18 protein-coding genes are annotated in these 13,298 nt (G+C 75.1%); 10 read left to right on the top strand and 8 right to left on the bottom strand.

Annotated elements, in window-relative coordinates:
- Positions 1 to 1,351 (top strand): ROK family transcriptional regulator (locus HDR73_RS15125; protein ID WP_287136478.1); only part of this gene is annotated, 1,351 nt, incomplete at its 5' end.
- Entirely contained in the window at positions 1,348 to 2,004 is a 657-nt protein-coding gene (locus tag HDR73_RS15120) for an HAD family hydrolase (protein ID WP_012298264.1), read from the top strand. The genes HDR73_RS15125 and HDR73_RS15120, both read left to right, overlap by 4 nt.
- Positions 2,005 to 2,041: 37 nt before the next feature.
- Here HDR73_RS15120 and HDR73_RS15115 read toward each other — a convergent pair whose 3' ends face one another.
- Entirely contained in the window at positions 2,042 to 3,043 is a 1,002-nt protein-coding gene (locus HDR73_RS15115; protein ID WP_041464385.1) for a hypothetical protein, read from the bottom strand.
- A gap of 174 nt (positions 3,044 to 3,217) precedes the next feature.
- On the opposite strand from HDR73_RS15115, the gene aroQ reads away from it, so the two are divergent.
- A complete protein-coding gene (gene aroQ, locus HDR73_RS15110) occupies positions 3,218 to 3,808 on the top strand; it encodes a gamma subclass chorismate mutase AroQ (RefSeq protein WP_012298266.1) in 591 nt (196 codons plus the stop codon).
- Positions 3,809 to 3,973: 165 nt separating this feature from the next.
- Here aroQ and HDR73_RS15105 read toward each other — a convergent pair whose 3' ends face one another.
- The 3 genes from HDR73_RS15105 to HDR73_RS15095 form a co-directional block, all read right to left on the bottom strand.
- The gene (locus tag HDR73_RS15105; protein WP_012298267.1) at positions 3,974 to 4,312 is read right to left on the bottom strand and encodes a YnfA family protein; all 339 of its coding nucleotides are present in this window, start codon (positions 4,310 to 4,312) and stop codon (positions 3,974 to 3,976) included.
- Positions 4,313 to 4,370: 58 nt separating this feature from the next.
- A complete protein-coding gene (locus HDR73_RS15100) occupies positions 4,371 to 4,862 on the bottom strand; it encodes an FBP domain-containing protein (RefSeq protein WP_012298268.1) in 492 nt (163 codons plus the stop codon).
- 234 nt (positions 4,863 to 5,096) lie between these two features.
- Positions 5,097 to 5,546, bottom strand: coding sequence for an MSMEG_6728 family protein (locus HDR73_RS15095; protein ID WP_012298269.1), 450 nt, complete (start codon positions 5,544 to 5,546; stop codon positions 5,097 to 5,099).
- 104 nt (positions 5,547 to 5,650) lie between these two features.
- Between HDR73_RS15095 and HDR73_RS15090 the strand changes: the two genes are divergently transcribed.
- Complete coding sequence (locus tag HDR73_RS15090; RefSeq protein WP_012298270.1) at positions 5,651 to 6,259, top strand: P-loop NTPase family protein; 609 nt, start codon at positions 5,651 to 5,653, stop codon at positions 6,257 to 6,259.
- On the opposite strand, the gene HDR73_RS15085 is transcribed toward HDR73_RS15090, so the two are convergent.
- Together HDR73_RS15085 and HDR73_RS15080 are read right to left on the bottom strand one after the other, a co-directional pair.
- Positions 6,226 to 6,693 (bottom strand): hypothetical protein, encoded by a 468-nt coding sequence (locus HDR73_RS15085; RefSeq protein WP_012298271.1) that lies wholly within the window; start codon positions 6,691 to 6,693, stop codon positions 6,226 to 6,228. The genes HDR73_RS15090 and HDR73_RS15085 overlap by 34 nt on opposite strands.
- Before the next feature lie 85 nt (positions 6,694 to 6,778).
- Entirely contained in the window at positions 6,779 to 7,717 is a 939-nt protein-coding gene (locus HDR73_RS15080) for a DMT family transporter (RefSeq protein WP_012298272.1), read from the bottom strand.
- Between the two features lie 69 nt (positions 7,718 to 7,786).
- Between HDR73_RS15080 and HDR73_RS15075 the strand changes: the two genes are divergently transcribed.
- The 3 genes from HDR73_RS15075 to HDR73_RS15065 all read left to right on the top strand — a co-directional run bounded on the left by HDR73_RS15075 (position 7,787) and on the right by HDR73_RS15065 (position 9,362).
- Entirely contained in the window at positions 7,787 to 8,401 is a 615-nt protein-coding gene (locus HDR73_RS15075) for a TetR/AcrR family transcriptional regulator (RefSeq protein WP_041464386.1), read from the top strand.
- 55 nt (positions 8,402 to 8,456) lie between these two features.
- Entirely contained in the window at positions 8,457 to 8,906 is a 450-nt protein-coding gene (locus tag HDR73_RS15070) for an HIT family protein (protein WP_012298274.1), read from the top strand.
- Positions 8,907 to 8,987: 81 nt separating this feature from the next.
- Positions 8,988 to 9,362, top strand: coding sequence for a PH domain-containing protein (locus HDR73_RS15065; RefSeq protein ID WP_041464387.1), 375 nt, complete (start codon positions 8,988 to 8,990; stop codon positions 9,360 to 9,362).
- Between the two features lie 136 nt (positions 9,363 to 9,498).
- On the opposite strand, the gene HDR73_RS15060 is transcribed toward HDR73_RS15065, so the two are convergent.
- Together HDR73_RS15060 and HDR73_RS15055 are read right to left on the bottom strand one after the other, a co-directional pair.
- Positions 9,499 to 10,191, bottom strand: coding sequence for a YceI family protein (locus HDR73_RS15060; protein ID WP_012298276.1), 693 nt, complete (start codon positions 10,189 to 10,191; stop codon positions 9,499 to 9,501).
- 96 nt (positions 10,192 to 10,287) lie between these two features.
- Positions 10,288 to 11,262, bottom strand: coding sequence for a helix-turn-helix transcriptional regulator (locus HDR73_RS15055; RefSeq protein ID WP_287136477.1), 975 nt, complete (start codon positions 11,260 to 11,262; stop codon positions 10,288 to 10,290).
- Positions 11,263 to 11,363: 101 nt separating this feature from the next.
- Between HDR73_RS15055 and HDR73_RS15050 the strand changes: the two genes are divergently transcribed.
- The 3 genes from HDR73_RS15050 to HDR73_RS15040 form a co-directional block, all read left to right on the top strand.
- A complete protein-coding gene (locus tag HDR73_RS15050) occupies positions 11,364 to 12,386 on the top strand; it encodes an MDR family NADP-dependent oxidoreductase (protein WP_106408674.1) in 1,023 nt (340 codons plus the stop codon).
- A 128-nt stretch (positions 12,387 to 12,514) separates the two neighbouring features.
- Complete coding sequence (locus tag HDR73_RS15045) at positions 12,515 to 13,021, top strand: sigma-70 family RNA polymerase sigma factor (RefSeq protein WP_012298279.1); 507 nt, start codon at positions 12,515 to 12,517, stop codon at positions 13,019 to 13,021.
- A partial coding sequence (locus HDR73_RS15040; RefSeq protein ID WP_287136476.1) for an anti-sigma factor family protein occupies positions 13,018 to 13,298 on the top strand: 281 nt, incomplete at its 3' end. The genes HDR73_RS15045 and HDR73_RS15040, both read left to right, overlap by 4 nt.

Below are 13,298 nucleotides of genomic sequence, written 5' to 3'. Positions count from 1 at the left end.
CGGGCACGAGGCGGGCGACGCCGCGCGCGCGCCCGAGCCGCCAGCCCCGGTCCAGGACCCCGCCCGGCTGGCCCGCGCCGTGCCGCTCGCGCCGGATCCGCGCTCCCGCGAGATCCCGCCGACCGGCGACGCCCGCTCCCGCGGCACCACGCCCGACCACGTCCGCCGCTCCAACCTCGCGACCGTGCTCCAGATCGTGCACGAGACTGGCCCCGCGTCCCGCTCCGAGCTGACGCGCGAGACCGGCCTCAACCGCTCCACCATCGCCGCGCTCGTGGGGGAGCTGCAGGAGCTCGGGCTCGTGGTCGAGTCGGAGCCGCCCGGCACCAACCGGGTCGGGCGGCCGAGCCCCATCGTCTCGGCCGATCCGCGCGTGGTCGTCTTCGCGGTGAACCCCGAGATCGACGCCGTCACCGTGGGGCTCGTCGGCCTCGACGGCGTGGTACAGCAGCGGATCCGCCGCGACACCGCCGGGATCCCCACGGCCGCGCGGGCCGCCGAGCTCGCCGGCGCGATCATCGCCGAGCTGCGCGCGGAGCTCTGCGCGACGCGGCCCGACGCGCGCGTGCTCGGCATCGGCGTCGCGGTCCCGGGCCTCGTGCGCTTCGACGGCGGCATCGTGCGCCTCGCGCCGCACCTCGGCTGGGTCGACGAGCCGTTCGCCGCGCTCCTCGCCGAGGCCACCGGGCTGCCCGCACTCGCCGCCAACGACGCGAGCCTCGCGGCCGTCGCCGAGGGGCGCTTCGGATCCGGCCGCGACGTCGACGACCTCGTCTACCTCAACGGCGGCGCGTCGGGCGTCGGCGGCGGCGTGCTCATCGGCCGGCGCCCGTTCGGCGGCGCGGAGGGCTACGGCGGCGAGCTCGGCCACACCCTCGTCGACTCGGGCGGCGAGCTCTGCCACTGCGGCGCGGTCGGCTGCCTCGAGACGACGGTCGGCCAGGACGCGCTGCTCGAGGTCACGGGCCTGCCGCGCGCCCGCGCCGACGAGCTGGGCGACGTGCTCGCGGCGGCGCTCGAGGCGGGCGATCCGGCCATCACCGCCGAGGTCGAGCGGCAGATCGCCAACCTGGCCGTCGCGCTCCGCAACGTCGTCAACATCTTCAACCCGTCGCTCGTGGTGCTCGGCGGGTTCCTCGGGTCGCTGCACGCGGCGGATCCCGACCGCATCCTCGCCCGCGCGACCGCCCAGGCGCTCCCCGGCGCGCGCGAGGCGCTCCGCATCCGCCGCGCGGCCCTCGGCCCCGACCGGCTGATGATCGGCGCGGCCGAGCTCGCGTTCGCGCGCGTGCTCGTGGATCCGTCGGGCGTGATGCGCGCCGCCGCCGACGCCGAGCGCTCCACGGCGTGAGCGTCCCGGTCGACCTCGTGATCCTCGACTGCGACGGCGTGCTCGTCGACAGCGAGGTGCTCGCGGTGGAGGTCGACAAGCGCGTCCTCGCCGAGCTCGGCTGGGACATCACGACGGAGGAGATCGTCGAGCGCTTCGTCGGCAAGTCGCACGCGACCTCCACCGCCGAGGTCGCCGCGCACCGCGGCCGCGACCTCGCCGACGACTGGGATGCGCCCTACGCGCACTGGTACAGGGAGGCGTTCGAGGAGCACCTGCGGCCGGTCGACGGGATCGCGGAGGCGCTCGACGCGATCGCCCTGCCGACGTGCGTGGCGTCCAGCGGCGGCCACCCCAAGATCCGCGCGAACCTCGCGCGCACGGGTCTGCTCGCGCGCTTCGACGGCCGGATCTCGAGCGCCACCGAGGTCGCGCACGGCAAGCCCGCACCCGACCTCTTCCTCCTCGCGGCGTCGCGCATGGGCGTGGATCCGGAGCGCTGCGTCGTCGTCGAGGACAGCCCGTACGGCGTGCAGGGCGCGCTCGCCGCGGGCATGCGCGCGCTCGGCTACGCGGGCGGGCTGACGCCGGCCGACCGGCTGCGCGATGCGGGTGCGACGGTCTTCGACGACATGCGCGACCTGCCGAGGCTGCTGCGGGAGCTCGCGGTCTGACACGCTGGTCCCGGATGCCCGGCCGGCGAGGATCCGGTCACGCCGCGCTGACCACCCGCCGCCGCACCGCGTGCACGACGAGCGCGCCGAGGATCCCGACGACCACCGCGACCGCGAGCTGGCCGAGCACGCCGCCCTGACCGCGGAGCACGGCGCCGCCCACCATGCCGCTCGCGTCGAGGAGCTCGAGCGGGTAGCGGAGCATGCTGCGGTTGCCGAGGGCGTAGGTGACGCCCACCACGACGGCCGTGCCGACCCAGACCAGCAGCACCGCGACGACGGACCCGATCACGCGGCCGACCGTGCGCAGCACCGTGAGCGCGATGGCGACGCCGAGCACGACGGGCGGCACCCACGAGATCACCGGCAGCAGCGCGTACGCCGTCCCGCTCAGCGCCCCGGTCGGGCCGGGGGACACGAGCCCGCCCAGCCACTCGCCGAGCAGGACGACGGGGAAGGCGGTCGCGACGACCGCGAGACCCGCGGGCGCCCGGGCCACGAGCGCGGCGACGAGGCCCGCGAGCAGCACCGTCGCCGCGGTGCCGCCGACGAACGCCACGAGGTAGACCTGCGCCTCGCTGATCGAGGCGCCCGTGCGGTCGCCCGCGCCCGAGACGTCGTCCACGCCCAGCCCGGCGGACGTGACCGCGGACGTCTGCACGAGCGCGACGACCTGCACGAGGAGCAGCCCCGCGACCACGAGCCAGGATCCGTGCCGGGGGAGCCGCGACCGCAGCCCGCGCGCGGCGGCGCCCGCGATGCCGCCGCCCACCACGATCACCGCGGCCAGCAGCCCCGCCGTGTACTGGTTGAAGGGCAGCAGCGCGATGGGCATCTGCCCGGCGTCGGTCACGTCCTCGGCCCACAGGTTCTGCGGCGGCAGGCGGAGGCCCGAGAGGATCCACGGCAGCAGCCCGAGCACCGCGGCGGCGACGCCCACCGCGAGGGCGAGGAGCGCGCCGCGGATCCCGGGGATCGTGCGCGGGGCCCGCGGGTCGGGGGTCGTGCCGGGCGCGGTCGCGGTGTCGGGCGTCGTCATCCGCCCACGCTAGCGATGCGCCGGCCGCGGGCACCTGCCCCCGATCGGGCCGACCTGTGGACTCCGGCGGTCGCCCGGGCGCGTCGTCTGCCTAAGCTCGCGGCACCCGACCTGCCCGACCCGACCTTCTCCGCCCGACCTCCCCACCGCCCGCTCCTGAAGAACGGATCCGCCATGCCCCGCCGTGCCCTCGTCGCCACGTCCGCGTTCGCCGTCACCCTCGCCGCCGTCCTCGCCGCCGCCGCTCCCGCGCAGGCGTGCCCGCGCGACCCGGCGGAGCAGCAGGCGGTCACGGCCGTCGCGTCCGCCGCGCTCGACCGCCTCGAGATCGCCGACGACGTGGCCGCGTCGAAGTACCTGTCGGGCAAGGCCGTCGAGGATCCCGCGCGCGAGCAGGCCGTCGTCGACGCCACCATCGCCGCCGCGAAGGCCGACGGGGTCGACCCGGTCGCCGCCGAGCGCATCATCCGCGCGCAGATCACGGCGAGCAAGCAGGTGCAGAACGCGCTCATCGCCCGCTGGCGCGCGCACCCCGACGAGGCGCCCACCACCGCGCCCGACCTCACCACGAGCGTCCGCCCGCGCATCAACGCGGTGGACGCCCGGCTCGTCCCGGCCATCGGCGCCGCGGCCACCGCGCTCGACGACCAGGCGTGCGGCCACCTCGTCACGGACGCCCGCGGCCAGCTCGGCCAGGGCCTCGACGACGCCCACCGCAAGGCCTTCCGCACGGCCCTCGCGACCGTCTGCACGCCCGAGAGCTGAGCCGGCCCACCGACCCGGTCGGGTCAGCTGCCCCGATGCGCTGGCCCGGCCGACCCACCGATCCGCGCGCGTCCGTCCTCCGGGACGGGCGCGCGCGGTCGCGTGTCGGCCGCGGTCGCGCGCGTAGCCCGGCGGTGTGCGAGGCCCGGCGCGGTGCGCGACGCGTCAGGCGCCCTGCCCGCGCGGGGCGGCCATGATCACGGCGACGCCCACCAGGCAGACGACGGCGCCGATCACGTCCCACCGGTCCGGCCGGTAGCCGTCCACGACGGTGCCCCACAGGAGCGATCCCGCGACGAACACGCCGCCGTACGCCGCGAGGATCCGCCCGAAGGATGCGTCTGCCTGCAGCGTCGCGATGAAGCCGTACGCGCCGAGCGCCATGACGCCGAGGCCGGCCCACCAGAACGGCCGGCCCTCGCGCACCGCCTGCCAGATGAGCCAGGCGCCGCCGATCTCGGCGACCGCGGCGAGGGCGAACAGGATCACGGTGCGCAGCAGCATGCTCCGAGCATGGCGGAGCCGGACGGGCGGGTCAGCGGTTCAGCCCGGCAGGCCGCCGTCAGGCGGTCGACGCGATGTCGGACGCGAACGCCGCCACCCGGGTCCGCAGGTCGTCGATGAGCTGGGCCGTCGCCGCCTCGGGGTCGAAGCCGAGGTACGGGATCGGCCGGGGCTTCCGCACGTTGGCGCTGCACTCGAAGTCGGTGCAGACGAGCGTGCCGACGGTGTTGCCGTTGCGGCCCGCGGCGCCCGCCCGGCGCGCGGCATAGAACCCGACCGGGTTCGGCAGGCGCACGTCCTGGCACCACGTGCACTGGGCGCGGGATCGCGGCGCGGTGGCGGACTGCTGCAGCAGCACGCCGATCAGCTCGTCGCCCACGGGGACGACGACGATCCCGCGCTGCGGGGCCTTCGGGTCGCGCCAGCCGAGGAAGTCGAGGCGGTCCCAGCGGAGCTCGGCGAAGCCGTCGGGGAGGTGGAGGTCGCGCTTCTCGCGCTGCGAGGCGTTGACGAGCGAGGCGCGGATGTCGGATTCGGTCAGGGGGAGCATGGGTGCCCTTCGTGCGGGGTCGCGGCGGCGCCGCGGGGACGGATGTCGGGAGGGCGGCCGGATCCTCGTGGATCGACGGCACGCCGGGTGCGGCCGGCCCTCGCGGGGCGCGGCGACGGATCCGGTGACTACCTGGTGCCGACGGACGTGCCGCCGACGACCTCCCCACGCCCCGAGGGCGCCGCGCTGCTGAAGATGCTCACGGGGAAACGGTACCCCGGGTGAGGGAATGGCTCAGGCGCTCGCGCCCGGCCACACGTAGTCCAGGTCGTCCGGAACCCCCGGGAACGCCGGCCGGTACAGCTCCGGCGCCTTCGCCAGCAGCTTCGAGCGGTGGGAGAGGTGCAGCTCCGCGCGGCCCCACCACGGCGGCAGCTCGATGCGGCCTTCGGTGTAGGCGGCGAGGTCCTCCGACACCTCCGCGATGACCGCGAGGGTCTTCTCGAAGCACGTGTCCGCGAAGCCGCGGCGGGTCCACTCGGCGCACGTCGCCTCCTGGTACTCCATGAGCGCAGGCCGGTAGCCGCGCCACATGCGCGTGACGGGGTGGCTCTGCCAGCCGTAGCCCGCGACGGTCACGGCCTTCATCACCTGCAGCGTCTCGACGCGCTGCTTCCCGAGCCGCTTGTCGTCGAGCACGGCCATGCTCTCCGCGAGGTCCGGGTAGGGGAGGAACGTCTGCATCCGGCCAGTCAACTCCGCGGGCGCGGGCGCGGGGCGGCGCGGAGCCGGTCCGCCGCCGGGAGCGGATCCCGCCACCACCGCGGCCGTCCCCCTAGGATCGCGGGATGCTCGGACCCGTCGACCGCCTCGATCCGCCCGCCCGGCGCATCCTCCTCGGCGCGCCGTCGGGAGCCGGCAAGACGACGCTGGCCCGACGCGTCCAGGAGCGCACGGGCATCCCGCACACGGAGATGGACGCCCTCTTCCACGGCCCCGCCTGGACCGAGCTGCCCACCTTCCGCGACGACGTCGAGGCGTTCTCCTCACGCGACGCCTGGGTCACCGAGTGGCAGTACACGACCCAGCTCGGGCAGCTGCTGCCGTCGCGCGCCGACACCCTCGTGTGGCTCGACCTGCCCGTCGCCGTGCAGATGGGGCGTCTGATCCGCCGCACCGTCGTCCGTCGCTGGCGCCGGGAGCCGCTCTGGCACGGCAACGTCGAGCCGCCGATGCGCACCGTGCTCACCGATCCCAACCACATCGTCCGCTGGGGGTGGCGGGGGCGCGTGAAGGTGCGGAAGCGCGTGGTGCTCGCGGCCGTCGAGCACCCGCACCTGCGGATCGTGCGGCTCCGGTCGACGCGCGAGGTCGACGTGTGGCTGCGCGGGCTGCCGGGCGCGGATCAGCCGACGCGACCGGGTCAGCCGCCGGTGCCGCCGGCCGCCTCCGGGTAGAGGTCGCTGCACCACAGGCCGGCCGGGTCGGGGCCGTCCATCGTCAGGGGCGGGAACGACTCGAGCAGCGGAGCAGCGGAGACCATGTCGGCCCCGTTCACGGCCGACCAGAGCGTGCCCGCGAAGTCCTCGCGCGTCGGATCCTGGTCCGTGGCCCACAGCGCGACGCGGCGGTCCGACCACTCCTCGGGCTCCGGGTCCTCGCCCATGGGCCCGACCATGCCGGCGAGGGTCCAGACCTGCTGCTCCTCGTCCCACCGGGTCTCGAGACCGTCGAGCTGCAGCCCGGGATACGGCCCGTCGTGCGCGGCGATGCTCGCGTTGACGGCCTCGAGCGCGGCGGCGGACGCGTCGGCGTCGGCGTCGGGTCGGCCGTCGGCAGCACGACCGGCGGATCCTCCGCGGCGAGCCCGCCCTCGCCGAGCCCCGCGCACCCGCTCAGCGTCATGGCGGCGGCGGCGCAGAGCCCCGCCCAGGCGACGGTGATCCGCGGAGCGCTCATGTCCGGACCCTAGGGCGTCACGCGGCCACCGCGGCGGGTTCGCGGTCATCCGCACCCGGACTGGGGTGGTCGGCGGGGGCGGGCGCCGCGGGCGCGCGCCGGGCCTCCGTCACCAGCACCGCCGCGACGCCCGCGCCGCACAGCACGAACCCGGCGAGCGTCACCGGCGTGATCCGCTCCCCGAGCAGGAGCGCGCCCGCCGCCGCGGTCGTCGGCGCGACCAGGAACAGCAGCGCGTTGAGCGCCGTGATCCCGACCCGCTCGAGCAGCCACCAGTACAGGCCGTAGGCGCCGAGGGTCGGGACGAGGGCGGCGGTGACGGTGGTGATCCAGAACGCCGGATCCGCGGGCGGCGCCAGGGTCCCGGTCGCGACCGCGGCGACGACGAGCGCCACGGTCGTGACGACGACGTGCACGGTCAACGTCACGAGCACGGGCGGTCGGCCGTGCGACCGGCGCTCGAGGAACGTCCCGGCGACGAGGCACGCCATCGCGGCCGCGGGCAGCAGGTACGCGACCGGATCCGCGTCCGCCGCCCCCGCCTGCGACCGCACCACGAGCACCACGCCGACGGCGCCGAGCGCGAGCCCCGCCCACTGCGCGCCGCGCACGCGCAGCCCGAGCAGCGGGCCGACGAGCGTCGCGACCACGAGCGGCTGCACCGCGTCGATGAGCGCCGTGGTGCCGGTCGCGATCCCGGCGCCGATCGCCGCGTACACGAACGCGCAGTAGCCGAGCTGCGCGAACGCGCCGATCAGCGCCTGCCGCCCGAGCATCCGCAGCGGGATCCCGCGGGCCGCGCCCGTCGCGACGACGAGCCCCACGAGCACCAGCGCGAGCGGCGCGAACCGCCAGAGGAGCAGCGTCACCGCCGGCACCTCGACCGTGCCGACGGCCGCGATGAGGAAGCCCGAGCTCCACGCGAGCACGAACCCCGCGGCGGCGGCGACGGTCACGAGCGGTCGAGGTAAACCGATCTGTCTACTTGTCATAGGCTCGACTATACAGAACGGTATAGTCAACGTGTGAAGACCCCCGTCCCCGACCTCGCCCCGCTCACCCCTGGAGCCCGCCGCGTCCTCGACGCGGCGTCCGAGCTCTTCTACGCGCGGGGGATCCACGTGGTCGGCGTCGACGCGATCGCCTCGGCCGCGGGCGTCACCAAGAAGACGATCTACGACCGCTTCGGCGCCAAGGAGCAGCTGGTGGTCGCGTACCTGCAGCACCGCGACGCCCGCTGGCGCGAGCACCTCGCGGCGCGGCTCGCCCGCACGCCCGAGCCCGGGACCGACCGGGTGCTCGCGGTGTTCGACGCGGCGATCACGTGGGCCGACGCGAACACGCCCAAGGGCTGCAGCGCGATCAACGCGCGCGCCGAGCTCGGCGCCGGCGACTTGGGCGACGAGGACGACGGGCACGACGTGCTCCCCGAGGTCATGCGGCAGAAGGCGTGGCTGCTCGAGCTGCTGCGCGAGCTGTGCCGCGAGGCCGGCATCGCGGATCCCGCGGCCACCGCGCGCACGCTGATGCTGGTCTACGAGGGCGGCCTCGTGACGCTCGGCATGGGGACCTTCGCTCACCCGATGGCGGTCGCGCGCGACGCGGCGCGGTCGCTGCTCGAGGCGTCCGCGCGACCCTGACCCGGCGGCACGACCTCCCGGCTGTCCGTCCGCGCGCGGCCGCTAGCCTCGCCGCATGCCCGACCCGAGCCCCTGCCCGTTCTGCGCGCTGCTCCGCGACGAGCCGCTGGTCGCGCCGCTGCGTCAGGACGTCGTCGCCGAGCGCGAGCGGGCGGTGGCCGTCATCGCGCCGCGCTGGTGGCCGCGCAACCGCGGGCACGCCCTGGTGATCCCGCGGGTCCACGTCCGCGACCTCTACTCCGTCGCACCCGCCGACCTGCACGCCGTGATGGACCTCGTGCAGGAGGTCGCGGTCGCGATGCGCGCGTCATACGACTGCGCGGGCATCTCGATCCGCCAGCACGACGAGACCGCGGGCGGCCAGGACGTGTGGCACCTGCACGTGCACGTCTTCCCGCGCGCGGAGGGCGACGACCTGTACGGATCCGCGCCGCTGCCCGGATTCGCCACGCCCGAGGAGCGCCTGCCGTACGTGCGCCTGCTGCGCGACGCGCTCGCCGCCTGACCCGCGCACCGGCGTCCGCCGTCGACCGACGGCCCTGACGGGGGCCAGCCGTGGCGGGCGCCCAGCTGCCACGATCGTGGCATGGAAGCCACCGCGCCCCTCGTGACCTGGACCCTCGCCGCCGAGATCCCCGTCCCCGCCGACGTGCACGAGCTGCTGGTGGAGGGCGAGCAGGCCGTCGCCTCGTTCCGCACCTTCCGGGACTCGGCCACCTTCACGACGAAGCGCCTCATCGTGCGCGACGCCCAGGGGATCACGGGCAAGAAGGTGGAGCTGTACTCGCTGCCCTACAGCTCGATCAACATGTGGTCGACCGAGAACGCCGGGACCTTCGACCTCGACGCGGAGCTCGAGCTCTGGACGCGCGCCGGGCACATCAAGGTGAAGCTCGGCAAGGGCGCGGACATCCGCCGCATCGACGGTCTCATCGCGTGGGCCGTGCTGCACGCGCACTGATCACGGACGACCCCTCGCGGCTCGCCGGGCCCGCCCGGCGTCCGGCCCGTACCCGGACATGCGGAAGGGGAGGAGGAGCGACCCGATTGCGCTCCTCCTCCCCTCGACCGGGGCGGCCCTGTGGGCCGGTCCGCGGCTACTTCGCGGGCGTGGCCTTCACCAGGAACTCGACGGTTCCCTGGGGCTGGACGCTGACGAAGCCGAGGCTCGGGGCCTCGACGCCGTAGTCGGAGAAGGTGACGGGGATGGATCCGCTCACCTGCACGCCGTCGTCCGTGAGCGCGGCCTGCAGCGGCACGGTGACGGTCTGCGTGACGCCGTGCATGGTGAGCTCGCCCGTCGCGTCGACCGTCGCGACCTGACCGCTCGCGGGCACGGCCGCGTCGACGGGCTGGGTCAGCGTGAAGGTCGCGTCGGGGTACTTCGAGACCTCCATGGCGGTGCTGCGGAAGTACTCGTCGCGGGGTGCCGCGTCGGTGGCGATGCTCGCGACGTCGACCTTCACGGTCGCGGCCGAGAGGGTGGATCCGTCGACCGTGATGGATCCGGTCACGTCCTCGGTCTTGCCGACGACGGTGACGTCGGTGCCGTTGAGCACCTCGGCGACGCGGTAGCCGGCGGTGCTGCCGGTGCCGATCTGCCACTCGCCGGACAGGTTGCTCGTGTCGAGCGTGGAGTCGGCGGGGGCGGCCGAGACGGACGGGGCGGCCGCGGGGGCGCCGACGATCACGTCGCGGTAGAAGGCGGGGTCGAACGCGGCGGCGCTGACACCGAGCACGACCACCACGGCCGCGCTCGTGCCGACGATGATCTTGGTCTTCTTCTGCATGGGGGTCTCCTGATCCGGATGGTGCTCAACTGATCGCCGCTCGATGCTGCGCCGACATCAGGGACGACGGACCAGCCCCGGGAACGGTTCACGGGTTCAGGTTCCTGCCAGGTTCGCGGCCTCGGCGGCGACCGCGACGAACGCCGCGGCCAGCTCGGGAGGCCCGATGACGGTGAGCGGCCGGTCGAGCAGCAGGAGCCACCTGGCCATGGACCCGTGGCTGTCCGCACCGCCGGCGACCAGGCACGAGTCGGGGCCCTCGGCCGTGACCGTGCCCCACGCCGGGGAGATCCAGTGGGCGATCTCCGACGCGGGCGCGTGCACGCGGACGACGCCGGTGACGCGCTGCATGCGGGAACGGATGCCATCGACCACGAGCGCGTCGAGGTCGTCGGCGGGATCGGCGCGGGGCCGGCTCGGCACGGTCGTCGCCGCCACGTCGCTCATGCGGTCCACGCGGAGGGTCCGCCACGACTCCGCTCCCGTCACGTACGCCAGCAGGTACCAGCGGTCCATGGTCCGGACGAGGTGCCGCGGCTCCAGGACCATCGGACCGCGGCGTCCGTCGCCCCGCTCGTAGTCGCAGGTGACCTGCCGACGGGTGCGGCAGGCGCGGGCGAGCACCTCGAGCGTCGTCGCCGATGCCGGCTCGTCCACCGGCCCGATCGCGTGCCCGATGTCCACGGCGGTCGAGTGGTGCGACATCGCCCCCACGGCGGCGCGCGCCTGCTCGGGGAGGACGCGGACGACCTTGTCGAGTGCCCTCCGCGCGGCGGCGGAATGCTCCGCGTCGCCCGCGGCGGACGCGTCGCGGAGGGCGACGAACACGGCCACCGCCTCGACGGGATCCAGCGTCAACGGCGGGAGCGACGCGCCCGCGGCCAGCTCGTACCCGCCGTCCACGCCGGTCGCGCTCGTGACGGGGTACCCGAGCGCGCGCAGTCGGCCGACGTCGCGTCGGATCGTGCGGTCGGTGACCCGGAGCTCGGCCGCGAGCTGCTCCGCGTTCCACGTGCGGTGACGCTGGAGCAGGGCGAGGAGCCGGAGGAGCCGTTCCGAAGCGTCGCGCATGGCACCACCCTGGGTCGCGTCCCGGACAGCTGCTGTCCGGATCCCTCCCTAGCGTCGCAGCATCCCGGCGGTTCGCCGGGTGCGACGACGAGGAGATCCGCATGACGACGAACCATCCCCCGAGGACGACGACCGAGGTCGTGCTCGCCCGGCATCGGGGTGACCACCGAGAGGCGCCCTCCTCCTGCGTGGCGCTCCGGGAGGTCCCCGTCCTGCCGCTCCCGGACGGCGAGGTGCGCGTGCGCACCGACTCCATGCAGGTCACCGCCGTGATGGCGGATCTCATGAGCCCGGCGCCGGGCCTCCCCATGCCCGCCTACGAGCGGGACCGGCCGCTGTGGGGCGGGGCGACGGGGACGGTGGTCGAGTCCGCGTCCGACATGCCGGTCGGAACCGTGGTGACGCACATGAGCGGGTGGCGCGAGGAGGTCGTCGGGAGCGCCGGATCCTTCTGGCCGGTGCCGGTCGACCGGTTGCCGGGCGCGGAGCACGTGCTCAACCAGGGCGTCACCGCGTTCCACGGCATGGTCGACGTCGCCCGGGTCGGGGATGGCGACGTCGTGTTCGTGACCGGCGCGGCGGGCGGGGTCGGCTCCCTCGCGGGGCAGATCGCGCGGGCCCGCGGGGCGAGCACGGTGATCGGATCCACCGGGTCGGCCGCGAAGGCCGCCTGGCTGGTCGACGAGCTCGGCTTCGACGCGGCCATCGACCACCGCCGGGAGGACGTGCTCGCGCGGCTCCGCGAGCTGGCGCCCGACGGCATCGACGTGCTGTTCGACACGGTTGCCGGACCGCAGTTCGAGGCGGCGGTGCAGGCCGCGGCGCCGGGTGCGCGCTTCGCGCTCTGCGGTGCGCTGGCCGGGCAGATCGACGGAGGTCAGGGCGGTATGCCCCGGCTCGACGTGATGACGGCGATCGTGAAGCAGCTCGAGATCCGGCCGTTCTCGACGCACCACACCGCCGAGCAGATCCGGGCGTGGGACGAGCACTACGCGCGCTGGCTGTGGGAGGGCCGCATCGTCTTCCCGCACACGATCGTGGAGGGCGGGATCGCGGCGGCGCCCGGGGCGCTCGACGGCCTGCTGCGCGGAGAATTCCGCGGGAACGTGATCGTGCGCATGTAGGGCGGGCGACCGCAGGCGACGGCGGTCGTCACCGGCCGGCCAGGGGTCGTCGAGGTGATCCCTGGGATGATTCCCCCGAGCGGTGAACCTTCCGGCCGTCCATCTCGTCGTGGAGGGAGGAGGCACGGATGACCACGGAGAGCACGGCACGCATGCGGGCGCTGCACGACGCGCACGCACCCGCGCTGCAGCGGTACGCGCTGCGGCTGACGGGGGATCCGGCGCTCGCCGAGGACGTCGTGCAGGAGGCGCTGCTGCGGGCCTGGCGCTCGCCCGCGATCCTCGCGGAGGACGACGAGTCCGCCCGCCGCTGGCTCTTCACCGTGGTGCGCAACCTCGTGATCGACGACCGGCGCAGCGCCTGGCGCGGCCGCGAGACACCGACGGACACCCTCCCCGAGGATCCCGTCGCCGACGCCTCCGACGCCATCATCGACCGCCTGCTCGTCGCCGAGGCGCTCGCGTCGCTCTCCGCCGAGCACCGCCGCGCGGTCGTCAGCTGCTACCACCTGGGCCGGTCGGTCGCGGAGACCGCCGAACGCGAGGGCGTCCCGCCCGGCACTATCAAGTCCCGCCTCCACTACGCGCTCAAGGCGCTCCGGCTCGCCCTGCAGGAACGAGGAGTCACCCGATGAACGACCGCGCCGACGACATCCACGAGTGGGATGCCGCATACGTGCTCGGCAGCCTGAGCGCCACCGACCGCGCGCTCTTCGAGGCCCACCTCGAGGGCTGCGACGCGTGCATGCGCTCCCTCGCCGAGCTCTCCGGCCTGCCCGGCGTGCTGCGCATGCTTCCCGTCGACGAGGCGATCGCGCTCATGGACGAGCCCGAGGCGCCCGCCGTGCCGCAGCCCGCGCCCGAGCCGCGCGAGCGTCCGTCCGCCGCGGCCGGGCACCGCGTCCCCCGCCG

Source organism: Clavibacter sp. (genome assembly GCF_014802555.1).
GTDB classification, from domain to species: domain Bacteria; phylum Actinomycetota; class Actinomycetes; order Actinomycetales; family Microbacteriaceae; genus Clavibacter; species Clavibacter sepedonicus.
This window is presented reverse-complemented; position numbering and strand designations above follow the sequence as displayed.

Coding starts and splice junctions, on each gene's coding strand:
- HDR73_RS15115 (WP_041464385.1), bottom strand. CDS start 3,043: ATGACGACGCCCGACACCGCGACCGCGCCCGGCACGACCCCCGACCCG.
- aroQ (WP_012298266.1), top strand. CDS start 3,218: ATGCCCCGCCGTGCCCTCGTCGCCACGTCCGCGTTCGCCGTCACCCTC.
- HDR73_RS15105 (WP_012298267.1), bottom strand. CDS start 4,312: ATGCTGCTGCGCACCGTGATCCTGTTCGCCCTCGCCGCGGTCGCCGAG.
- HDR73_RS15100 (WP_012298268.1), bottom strand. CDS start 4,862: ATGCTCCCCCTGACCGAATCCGACATCCGCGCCTCGCTCGTCAACGCC.
- HDR73_RS15095 (WP_012298269.1), bottom strand. CDS start 5,546: ATGCAGACGTTCCTCCCCTACCCGGACCTCGCGGAGAGCATGGCCGTG.
- HDR73_RS15090 (WP_012298270.1), top strand. CDS start 5,651: ATGCTCGGACCCGTCGACCGCCTCGATCCGCCCGCCCGGCGCATCCTC.
- HDR73_RS15070 (WP_012298274.1), top strand. CDS start 8,457: ATGCCCGACCCGAGCCCCTGCCCGTTCTGCGCGCTGCTCCGCGACGAG.
- HDR73_RS15065 (WP_041464387.1), top strand. CDS start 8,988: ATGGAAGCCACCGCGCCCCTCGTGACCTGGACCCTCGCCGCCGAGATC.
- HDR73_RS15060 (WP_012298276.1), bottom strand. CDS start 10,191: ATGCAGAAGAAGACCAAGATCATCGTCGGCACGAGCGCGGCCGTGGTG.
- HDR73_RS15055 (WP_287136477.1), bottom strand. CDS start 11,262: ATGCGCGACGCTTCGGAACGGCTCCTCCGGCTCCTCGCCCTGCTCCAG.
- HDR73_RS15050 (WP_106408674.1), top strand. CDS start 11,364: ATGACGACGAACCATCCCCCGAGGACGACGACCGAGGTCGTGCTCGCC.
- HDR73_RS15045 (WP_012298279.1), top strand. CDS start 12,515: ATGACCACGGAGAGCACGGCACGCATGCGGGCGCTGCACGACGCGCAC.